We start from the raw sequence: 10,301 nt of genomic DNA, 5'->3' as shown, positions 1-10,301 counted from the left end.
GTAATGGGGGGAAGACCCTCCCCGAGGGGCTGAAAAGCCCTCCTCTAATGGGTTTTAGTGAAGCCCCTCAAACCTCCCTGCCGTTGGCGAGGAGCTAAAATGGACCCTCGCCGTTCACGGCGGGAAGGAGGTCAGAATGAGCAACACAATAATCCCCATAACCATTTTTAGAAACTCAACTACCTGGCTCATTTAGTTTCCCTGTTCCCTGTTTTGTATCCATTTTATTTATCTTTTCTGCAAGATGCGAAACTTATTTTAACCCTTCGATTGAATTTTTAATGGGTGACCAACATGCGTGCCTTCATATCTGTGGACTTAGAAGGGATGCCGTTTGTTGTAAGTCTGGAGCATCTGGTAGAAAAAGGCGCTCTATACAACGAGGCTCGGAAAATAGCCACGGAAATAACTTTAACCGCTGCGGATGCCCTTCACAGGGCGGGGTTTGACGAAGTGGTTATAGCTGACAGCCATGGCCCAATGGTTAACCTCCTTCCCGAGGAGCTTCCCGAATACGTTTACCTCGTTAGGGGCTATCCAAGGCCAATGGCAATGGTAGCCGGGGCTGAGGGTTGTGACGTTGCCCTTTTCCTTGGCTATCACGCAAAGGCGGGAACACCTTATGCAATCTTTGACCACACTTACAGCGGTGCAAACGTTGGAAAACTTGAGTTAAACGGCATTGAAGTTAGCGAATTTCTCCTAAACGGTTTTGCTGTGGGACATTTCAACATTCCGGTAATCCTTGTTGGAGGAGACAAGAAACTTCTTGAAGACGACGTGGAGAAATTCACTCCATGGGCTGAGAGAGTGGCATTCAAAGAGGCATTCTCAAGGTATTCCGCTATAAGCCCAAGCATGAAGAAAATTAAGAAAGAACTTGAGAACGCCGTTTTCAGAGCTGTTGAAAAATACAAAAACGGGGAAACAAAGCCCCTAAAACTTGACTATCCGGTTAGGGTGAAACTAACCTTCAACAACAGTGGCATGGCGGACGCCGGAGAACTTCTCCCCGGGGCAAGAAGAATAGACGGAAAAACAGTAGAGTTTGAAGCAAGAGACATCATCGAGGCGTACAAAGCATTCCAGCTGCTGGTATTTGCTGCTGGCGGAGTTACATCACTACTTAGGCGCTAAGCCTCGCTCAGTATCTTGAAGCTTATTTTTCCATCTTTTATTATCTTTTTGAGATCTTCGAGAAGCTTTTGAACGTTTTCTTCTGCAACTTCCATTCTTATTTCACTAACACCCTTGCATGTGGGGGGCAAGAAGTGTATGTCCTTAATTTTTCCCCTAACTTCACCCAAAATTTTACTCAAAACTTTTCCTCTTGCATCATAGGGCAATTTTATATCCAGTTCAATAATTTTCATAGCTATCACCACTTTATTTTAGAGAAGAAGCCCTATATAACCTTTTTCATGAGCCATGGGTATGAAGTCTTGGGACATTTATTCCTCCCGGTTATGGGAAAGCTTTTGATTTTTCCCTGCTAAATACTAATGCCCCGGAGAAACCGCGGGGGATGAGCGAGGGGCGAGCTGTGACTCCCCTTCGCTCCTCCGGGGCACACTAAAATCCCAAAGACTTTAGAATAGTGAATTTTGGGTTTCTATGATTCCCTTCAATTCTAACAACTCTAGTGAATCCTTCTTCCAGTATTGGAAGAGTCATGGGTATGGAAAGCTCCAACAAATCTCTGTCTACGAAGTAGAAGGCTATCCTCTTCTCATTCCCCACGTACTTTAGAACGTCATGCAGGGTACTAAGAATGTCTTTTTTGTCTCCCAAGAGAGTCAAATACTTATCAAACCCAACGACTATGTTCACTATTTTATCTTTTTTTATTTGCTCAAATATGCGGTCGTATTCTTTTTGCAGGATAGCAGTTTCACTCACGGAGACTTTGCCTATTACCTGTCCCACGTTCAAGATTCCCCCAAGCTTTATCACCTTTATCTCATCCATTCCCACATTTGGGAGTCCAGAAAGTTCTATCTGCTTTATATATGCATGAGTTCTATTTTTCTTCTTCGTATGGTGCTGTTATGACTTTTCTTATCTCTCTGGCGATTTTTTCTCCAATTCCTTCCACCTGCATTAATTCGCTCTCTTTTGCCGTGAAAACCCTCTCCACGTTCCCGAAATGTTTAAGGAGCCTTCTTGCTAAGGTTGCTGACACATAGGGCAGCCCCTCAACAATCAACCTCTGCCTTTCAGCTAATGTTAGGACCTTCTTCTCACTTCTAACGGCCACTTCCTTCTTTCTCTCCTCCTGTTCCCGCTTGGCTATGAGGTAAATGTAACTGGCAACTTCACTTGGGTCTTTAGCAAAAAGGACTGGGATCTCCCAGTCTACAGTTAAAGCAGCCAAGGCACCTCTAATAGCATTTGGGTGCACGTTCCTAATTCCGTAGAGCTCTCCTTCGATAATAATGACCGGTCTGGGATAGGCCTCTTTTAAACGCTTTGCCTGATCAAAAAGCCTGCCATCTATTATTGACTGGATAAAATCATTAGCGGCTTTTCTCTCTATAGCCACATCCTCACTCACTATGTAATCCCCAACATCGAGGGTTTTGACTTCTAAATGGGCGCCAAGTTCTTTCAGCAATTTTGGAACCTGGCTCTTAAGCTCGCGTGAATCAACATAAACTACAATCCCTTTCGGCTTTTTCACAAAAATAGGCTTTATAGGAAGCTTTTCATACACATCTTTCTCTGGCTCTTCCCCCTTTTCGACAACTTCCTCAGCTTTTTCCTCCTTCTCCTTCGGCTTTACAAAACCTAAGAGAGAGGCTTGTTTTTCTTTTTTAACCATATCCTCCACCTTCTTTAAGAGAGAGATCATCTGCTTCTCCTTATTGCGGGAACTCCAGTAGTAAGCTTCATCCCTTGTGCCCTTTGCCATAAAGATGACAACTCTTCCGGGCTTATGCCTTCCGGTTCTTCCCCTTCTCTGGATGCTTCTTATAGCGGAGGGAACCGGCTCATAGAAGATAACCAAATCTACCTCGGGAACATCCAGACCTTCTTCCCCAACGCTTGTGGCAACGAGAACGTTGAATTCTCCCTGAGAGAAGAGGTCCAAAATCTGCTTTTGCCTCTTCTGGCTTAAACCTTTGTCGTTTTCTTTGTTGGCCTGCCCCACGAAACGCATGCTCTTTATTTGCTCTTGAAGGAGCTCCTTTACGATCTTTTTTGCAGTTTCCCTGTAATTTGTAAAGACGATTATCTTTGAGGCAGGCTTTTTGCTCAATTGCTCTTTAATAAGTTCTTTCATCTTATCGAGCTTTGGATGGTCGAGCCCGAGCTCCTTTGCCTGAACGAGAAGGGCTATTGCTTTCTTCATTCTTTGGTCCTGCATCAGTTCCTTCGTTGATTTCGCTTTTCCCCTCTTGGCCTCTTCATATAGTTTCTTAAGGTAAGCCCTCAAAGCTGATAAACCCTGAGTTTCAAGGAGTTCTATTGCATGGTGGAGCTTCAGGGCTTTTGCCTGGTAAAACATGAGTTTTCCTACATCATAGTTGCCCTTTGCCATCTCGGCGTTTATTATCTGCCCTGCTTTGAGAATTTCTTTTTTCGGAACATCTGGAGAAGCGCTCTCGATAAGCCCTGCCTCAGCCAAAGGCTTCAACGAATCTTTGAGCATTTCCCTTAGAATTTTTCTAACTTCTTTGTAAATCTCCGGCAGCTCAACCCTAACCCATTCAAACTTTATCCTTTGGACGTAAGGTTTAACATCGGGAGAGTTCTCGGTTCTGACCTCAATGTGCTCTATAAAGAGGTTCTTAACAATCTCACGAATCTTTGCCTCATCACTCCCGGGAGAAGCCGTAAGACCCAAAATTAGGGGATGCTTTGCCTGTCTCATGTATTCCTTGGCTATGTAAACGTAAGCATAGTTCCCCACAGCTCTGTGTGCTTCATCAAAAACGAGCAGGACAACATCTTCAAGGCTAATCCTCCCAACAACGAGATCATTTTCTATCGTTTGAGGAGTAGCGGTAATGATAACGCTTTTCTTCCATATTTCCTCCCTCTTCTCGGGCGGTATCTCACCTGTTAGAGTGTTTATCTTCTCCTCAGGGAGGTTAAAAAGCCTCAAAAAGCTTTCTCTATGCTGTAATGCTAGGGGCTTTGTTGGAGCCAGCATTAAAACCTTGCCCCCATATTTAGAAAGCCTGTAGTCGGCAATCATCTGGGCTATCAGCGTTTTACCTAAACCAGTCGGCAGGACAACTAAGCTGTTTCTGTCTTTGCACTTTGCGTAGATTACCTCCTGATAAACCCTCGGCTGGATAATGTCTTTACGCAGGTACATCACAATGTTCTTGGATGGGAGGGTTTATAAACACGCCGGAGCTGAGTATCCTCATCCAAAAACTTAAATATAAAAGCCCCTTATGTGAAAATGATAGGAGATGCCCTATATACCGAGTAGGCCCGTTACGGATAAATCTCTTGTTGGGATTGTTGTCTCAATTATTTTGGTGTACATCCTTCTTAGAGTTTATTCTAAATGGATGGAGAAGTGGGTGGAAAAGAAGGAACAAGAGCTCAAAGAAGAAAATAATATTGGAGAGCTTTATTGATATTGTCCTGCACGAAAACTCTAAAAAGGAAAAACCCGACTTTAAGATAGGTGTTAAAATGCCGCGAGGAATGGGGTGGGGAAGAGGAAGAAGGCGAAAAATGAGGTTTATAGGGTTCATACCTGAGGTTAGACATTTTTATCCTGCCAAGCCCCCTTTTGGCCCTCCACAACCTCCGATTTTCATGACCTACGAGGAGTTTGAGGCTTTAAGGCTGGTGGATTACGAGGGCTTAACGCAGGAGGAAGCTGGGCAGAGGATGGGGGTCTCTAGAGGCACGGTTTGGAGGGCTCTAAGTTCTGCAAGAAAAAAGGTAGCCCAGATGCTTGTTGAAGGGAGAGAGCTAATAATCCTTGCACAGGGAAATGAAGTTCCAAAAGTGGAGTCATCTAAGGAGCCAGATATTTCCGACGAAGACTCGTTTTAATCCTTCTTTTTTGGCCGCATTGTACACATTTTCCATTTGTTTTTTGCTGGTAGTTGGAATATCGTGCATTAGATGTTGAGGAGCAAATGCCAGAAGGATGTAAGGTATATCTGGATCCAGCTGGGCAAGATACCTCGCTATTCCACCGACCTCTTCCTCATCTATGTAATGGGGCACAACAAGAGTGCTTATAACTAGTAAGGGAGGCTCTTTTCTATTGTCCATTGAAGTTATGAGTGCTACGTTCTCTTTTATCCTTTGAAGGGCTTTTTCTCCGTTGATTCCTGTTAGAGCTTCGTAGACACTTGGAGTATAGGCTTTCCAGTCAATTTTCACTATCCCTCCGCTTTTCAAGCTTAACCTTGCCATCTCCCGCATCATGTTTGGATTTTCGAGACCATTTGTTTCCCAGCAAATTCTCTTTGTTGTTCCAATTTTTTCAGCCCTTTTAATAACTTCTCTTGAGGTTTTTATTGCATAGGGACTGTGTGGAGTAGGGTCACCGCCAAAATAACACACACATGAGACCCTACTTCTCATTGCTATATCTGCCAGCTCTTTTGAGCCTATGAGAATTCCCTCAAAGGGATCTATGCTCCCGTTTTTTATCATGTATTTATGTTCTATGTTCTGGCAGAAAAGACAATCTAAGTTGCATCCAGCGAAGAAGACCGCTAGGTTGTAAAATCCTCTATGTTCTTTTTCCGGACAAACTGGCCCTGCGACACAGTTTGTTGGGTGAGGATCGAGATACCAATGGAGATATGCCTTATCAAAGCTTCCAGTTATGGGAACTAACTTTCCTTTCCTGTTCCACATTATCCCGCAGTAGCCGGAACTTCCCTCCGGAATTTTGCATTCGTTCACGCAAAGCAGGCATTGAATGCCTTTTCTTGGCACTTCTGTAGGCAAGCCTATGAGCCTACGCCACTTCCGGTGGGACTCCCTTGATATTTTTAGCGCTTCTTCTGGATTTTCTCGCAAGCAGTTAACGCAGACCCTAATTGATTCGCTAATTTCTTCAGATTCATATCCGCACAGCTTACACTTTCTCATACTAATCCTCATTACAACTCAACATTAATGAAGATTTCTGAAAGTGCCCAAAGATTAGAGAGAAGAGAGCTACTTTAAGATTTCGTCTTTAACGACTTCTGCTATTTCTTTGAGCGCTGTAGAGGCTTTTGAATCTGGAAATGCCTCAACTACCGGCTTAAGCATTACCATGCTTTTTGGGATTGCCCTATCGTATGGGATTTCACCGATTATTGGGATGTCTTCTTCTTCGGCGAATTCATAAAGTCCCTTAAAGCCCGGATTTAAGTCTGCTTTGTTGATTATAAGGTATGCTGGCTCTCTGAAGTGCTGGACAACCTTGTAAACCCTCTTCACATCACTTAATGAAGCGGGAGTTGGCTCTGCTACGAGGATTGCTACATCCGCCCCTCCGAGGCTTGCTATCACCTGGCACCCTATTCCAGCTGCCGAATCAACTATCATGTGCTCTATTCCTTTCTCCTTCATGATCCTTTTAGCCCATTCTTTTTCTTCCGTGACCAGTTTCCCGCTGTTTGGTCTTCCAACATCAAGCTGAGCGGAAATTAAGGGAAAGCCGTATTTTGTTGTAGTCTTCCTGATTATGCCTGAGCGAACTTCCTCTAGAGTTATTACACCTTCCACGGGGCATACAAGTCTACAAACCCCACAACCTTCACAAGTTAGCTCATTAACCACGTAATTCCCATCAACAATCTTTATGCAGTCATAGGGGCATCTTTCAGCACATATGCCGCACCTTACACAGGTGCCGGTGTTTATCTTTGCGACTTTTGCACCTATGAGTTCTTTTTCCTCTTCCCAACTTTCAACTCCAAAGAGCAGGTCGAGGTTTGGAGCGTCGGCATCGGCATCAACAGCTATTAGGGAGTATTCGTCTTTTAGGAGGTATATGAGTGAAGCAGCTACGCTCGATTTTCCTACTCCACCTTTTCCACTCGCTATCGCAACCTGCATTTCAATCACCCCAGATAATCAGCTATTTTTTTAGCAAGATTCCTGAAAATCCCCGCTTCTTTGCTATCGGTTAAAACTATGGGTTCTCCTTTAACGTAACTCCGGATAATGGCCTCGCTGTATGGGATTTCCCCAACTATCTCGGCGTTGTATTTCTGCACTATCTCTTTTACTCTCTGTTTCTCTCCAATATCAGCCCTATTGGCAACAACCCATGCCTCTATGCCCATTAATTTGGCGAGCTCGAGGATAAGGGTCAAGTCATGAAGGCCAAGTGGAGTGGGTTCAGTAACCGCTATGAGAAGCTTTGAATCTTCCAATGCCTTGGAAACAGTGTTGCTTGTACCGGCGGCAGTATCCACTAGCAAAAGCTCTTTGTTAAGGGTTTTCGCCCTCCTTTTTGCTGCAGTTACAATGGGCATTGCTCTCTCTTCACCTTCCAGCAGTTTTCCGGTAACTAAAGGGAACCCATAAGGCGTCTCAGTGAGGTAAGTGTGTCCCATAAGCTTTTCTCCTTCTAATATTGCTCCTGTAACTGGGCAGACTATTTCACAAGCCCTACACCCAGAGCATAAGGTGGGCATTAGAAACGGTGTTCCATCCTTCATTGTGATTATTGCGTTTTCCTCACAAACCTCGGCACATTTTCTGCACTTTGTGCACTTCGAATAGTCAAAACGTGGCATGAACATATGAACGGGTTCCTCATTTTGCAACTCAACTCGAAGGAGGATATGATCGTTTGGTGCCTCGACGTCTAAATCCGCCAGAGCTAAGTCGAAATACTCTCGCAAGGCTATCGCGAGGTTAACTGCTACCGTCGATTTTCCTGTTCCTCCTTTCCCTCCACTCACTGCTATCTGCATCACCTCACCTCCACAATTAGGGAAACCTAAAACTTTAAAAATTTTGTGCATATGCTATATTGGTGGTAATGGTGAGGTGCCTAAAGGTGGCATTCGGAATGGAAGACGAGAAAATGTTGACAGAAGCCCACTACGGAGATTCAAACTTCTTCCTTATCTACAAAATTTGCGACGACGGGAGCATTGAATTGCTGGAAAAACGGGAAAACAAAGCTAAAACGATGAGAGAAGAGGATGAGAGGCATGGTGATCCAGGAAAGTTTAGAGCTATAATCAACCAGCTGGAGGAGGTGGATGTTCTTGCAGCATTCAGAATGGGGCCAAATTTCCTTCGTATAAAAGATAAGACAAACAAAGTGGTGTTCTTTACACGAACTCGAGATTTAGAAAGTGCTATTAGAAGAGTTGTTGAGCATTTCGAAGAACTTCTGGAAGAAGTTCGAGAAAAGAAATCCAAAACATAATCGTAATCTTTACCAATCATTTCCTGTTAATTAGGCTAACCGAAAAACTTTTAAGTTTTTGTGCATATGCACATAATAGAAGGAGGTGATGAAAAATGAGGATTGCAATACCAAGTGCAACCTCTGGAGGGCTGGAGGATACAATTGCTCCCGTGTTTGCGAGGGCACCAGCTTTCACAATAGTCGACGTTGAAAACGGGGAAATAAAGAACGTGAAAGTAATTCAAAACCAAGCAGCCTACGCTGGAGGAGGAGCGGGTGCGATGGCAGTGCAGGCACTAATAAATGAGGGTGTTGACACTGTGATAGCCCCACAAATAGGACCTAATGCCATGGGGGCCCTTCAGGCAGCGGGAATAAGGTACTATATCTTTCCGGCAGGAACTCCAATTAAAGAAGCTGTGGAGAGAGTTATCAAAGGGGAAGTCCAGCAAACAGGAGAAATAATGCCTTCATATGGCCCAATGGTTCCTGCAAATCAACCAGGAAATTACGCTCCTACTTCAACTCCTCCTTATGCAGTCCCACCATATCCTGCTTACGGATTTGGTCCCGGTTATGGATGGGGTAGAGGTAGAGGTCGTGGCTTTGGCAGGGGATTTGGACGTGGCTGGGGAAGAGGAGGCAATGGATGGGGAGCAAGACTTGGGTACTGCCCTCGGACAGGAATGCCAAATAGAAGGAACTGGTTTGCGAGATTCTTTGGCTGGTGGTGAGCTCTTTTTCCCTACTTTTTGGAGGATTGAAAATGCCACGCGGGATGAGAAGAAACCATCTGAGGCATAATTTTATGGGTTATCCCTTTAGAGGGTTTTATGGTTTGATTGATGCGCTTATTATAGTTGGGATGCTTTACTTTTTGGTGAAGCTCCTTTTGGTAGCTCTGCCGTATGCACTGGGTCTTCTGATACTTTTCGTCCTTCGGCAATTTTTGAGGGCCCATCCTTGGAGAGGTTTTTGAGCTTATGCAAACTTTTTTAAATTCGGTTTCCCTAATTTATCTGGAGGTGGTAAGATGCGAATAGCAGTTGCAACAGTAGAAGGAGGTTTAGATGATTTTGTCAACCAACACTTTGGGAGAACACCTACATTTACTATAGTGGATGTTGAAAATGGAGAAGTAAAGAACGTTAAAGTGGTTCCTAACCCTGGTGCAAGCGCTCCTAGAGGTGCTGGAGTTCAAGCAGCTCAGTTTTGCATAGATGAAGGGGTAGATGTTGTTATAGCTGGGCAATTTGGCCCGAATTCTGCCCAAGTACTTCAAGCTTCAGGTATAAAGTTCGTCTCAGCTCCTCCCACCATGAGGGTAGAGGACGCAGTAAGGGCTTTTCTGAGAGGAGAGTTAACCCAAGCAGTGTTGGGAGCTGAAGGCGGTGGAATGGGTAGAGGCCACGGCATGGGAAGAGGGCGAGGTAATTGGTGATTATTTATTCCTAAGGGAAAGTCGTTTATACTTTCTCTTCCTATTTTCTTTGGTGAAGTCTATGAAGTACAGCAAACTTGCCCTGACCTCCTCCCGCCGTGAAGGGCGAGGGTCCATTTTAGCTCCTCGCCAACGGCAGGGAGGTTTGAGGGGCTTCACTAAAACCCATTAGAGGAGGGCTTTTCAGCCCCTCGGGGAGGGTCTTCCCCCCATTACCCCTACCCCCCGCTAGAGCGGAAAGGCTCGGGGTTATCGTTTCAACAGCCTTTCTCAAAATGTTAAACGCTCCAACCAAGTCAGCGTTCATTACAACGCCCTCCCTGCGGCACTTGAATAAACCCCTAAAATTCTACCATTAGAGTGGCGCTGGCCGCAGAGAGGGCAGGTTTGAGAAGTGAAAGCCTCATCAACAAGCACAACTTCAATACTATACTCTTCAGCAACTTCCTTTAGCCTTTGTATTACTGTATTAAACCTCCAAACGTGGGAGAGTATGAAGTTTTGCTTTTTACC

The 10,301-nt window shown here is 44.7% G+C and carries 11 protein-coding genes and 1 pseudogene; 5 read left to right on the top strand and 7 right to left on the bottom strand.

Going from position 1 to position 10,301, the window contains the following annotated elements:
- Positions 1 to 294: 294 nt before the first annotated feature.
- Complete coding sequence (locus tag THEPK_RS09490; protein ID WP_042701269.1) at positions 295 to 1,137, top strand: M55 family metallopeptidase; 843 nt, start codon at positions 295 to 297, stop codon at positions 1,135 to 1,137.
- Here THEPK_RS09490 and THEPK_RS09485 read toward each other — a convergent pair.
- The 3 genes from THEPK_RS09485 to THEPK_RS09475 form a co-directional block, all read right to left on the bottom strand.
- The gene (locus THEPK_RS09485; protein ID WP_042701267.1) at positions 1,134 to 1,373 is read right to left on the bottom strand and encodes a hypothetical protein; all 240 of its coding nucleotides are present in this window, start codon (positions 1,371 to 1,373) and stop codon (positions 1,134 to 1,136) included. The two genes, THEPK_RS09490 and THEPK_RS09485, sit on opposite strands and share 4 nt — an antisense overlap.
- A gap of 199 nt (positions 1,374 to 1,572) precedes the next feature.
- Positions 1,573 to 2,007 (bottom strand): DUF257 family protein, encoded by a 435-nt coding sequence (locus THEPK_RS09480; protein ID WP_083965074.1) that lies wholly within the window; start codon positions 2,005 to 2,007, stop codon positions 1,573 to 1,575.
- A 13-nt stretch (positions 2,008 to 2,020) separates the two neighbouring features.
- Entirely contained in the window at positions 2,021 to 4,324 is a 2,304-nt protein-coding gene (locus tag THEPK_RS09475) for a DEAD/DEAH box helicase (protein ID WP_042701265.1), read from the bottom strand.
- Between the two features lie 329 nt (positions 4,325 to 4,653).
- Here THEPK_RS09475 and THEPK_RS09470 point away from each other — a divergent pair, with 329 nt between their 5' ends.
- A complete protein-coding gene (locus THEPK_RS09470) occupies positions 4,654 to 5,022 on the top strand; it encodes a DUF134 domain-containing protein (protein ID WP_042702245.1) in 369 nt (122 codons plus the stop codon).
- Here THEPK_RS09470 and THEPK_RS09465 read toward each other — a convergent pair.
- From THEPK_RS09465 to THEPK_RS09455, 3 genes are all read right to left on the bottom strand, one after another.
- Complete coding sequence (locus tag THEPK_RS09465; RefSeq protein WP_232194575.1) at positions 4,981 to 5,889, bottom strand: radical SAM protein; 909 nt, start codon at positions 5,887 to 5,889, stop codon at positions 4,981 to 4,983. The two genes, THEPK_RS09470 and THEPK_RS09465, sit on opposite strands and share 42 nt — an antisense overlap.
- A 258-nt stretch (positions 5,890 to 6,147) precedes the next feature.
- The gene (locus THEPK_RS09460; protein ID WP_042701262.1) at positions 6,148 to 7,035 is read right to left on the bottom strand and encodes a nucleotide-binding protein; all 888 of its coding nucleotides are present in this window, start codon (positions 7,033 to 7,035) and stop codon (positions 6,148 to 6,150) included.
- A 5-nt stretch (positions 7,036 to 7,040) separates the two neighbouring features.
- Positions 7,041 to 7,901 carry a nucleotide-binding protein gene (locus tag THEPK_RS09455; RefSeq protein WP_042701260.1) on the bottom strand — a complete coding sequence of 287 codons (861 nt, stop codon included), beginning with the start codon at positions 7,899 to 7,901 and terminating at the stop codon, positions 7,041 to 7,043.
- A gap of 71 nt (positions 7,902 to 7,972) precedes the next feature.
- Between THEPK_RS09455 and THEPK_RS09450 the strand changes: the two genes are divergently transcribed.
- The 3 genes from THEPK_RS09450 (at position 7,973) to THEPK_RS09435 (ending at position 9,788) form a co-directional block, all read left to right on the top strand.
- Positions 7,973 to 8,365, top strand: coding sequence for a NifB/NifX family molybdenum-iron cluster-binding protein (locus tag THEPK_RS09450; RefSeq protein ID WP_042701258.1), 393 nt, complete (start codon positions 7,973 to 7,975; stop codon positions 8,363 to 8,365).
- Positions 8,366 to 8,460: 95 nt separating this feature from the next.
- A complete protein-coding gene (locus tag THEPK_RS09445; protein WP_042701256.1) occupies positions 8,461 to 9,081 on the top strand; it encodes a NifB/NifX family molybdenum-iron cluster-binding protein in 621 nt (206 codons plus the stop codon).
- 299 nt (positions 9,082 to 9,380) lie between these two features.
- Complete coding sequence (locus tag THEPK_RS09435; protein ID WP_042701252.1) at positions 9,381 to 9,788, top strand: NifB/NifX family molybdenum-iron cluster-binding protein; 408 nt, start codon at positions 9,381 to 9,383, stop codon at positions 9,786 to 9,788.
- 118 nt (positions 9,789 to 9,906) lie between these two features.
- On the opposite strand, the pseudogene THEPK_RS12715 reads toward THEPK_RS09435, so the two are convergent.
- A pseudogene (locus tag THEPK_RS12715) lies at positions 9,907 to 10,301 on the bottom strand (transposase); the annotation flags it as partial.

It is taken from the genome of Thermococcus sp. PK (assembly GCF_000430485.1).
In the GTDB taxonomy this organism is placed as follows: Archaea; Methanobacteriota_B; Thermococci; order Thermococcales; family Thermococcaceae; genus Thermococcus_A; species Thermococcus_A bergensis.
The sequence above is the reverse complement of the archived record's forward strand: the minus strand, read 5'-3'. Positions and strand labels throughout refer to the sequence as shown.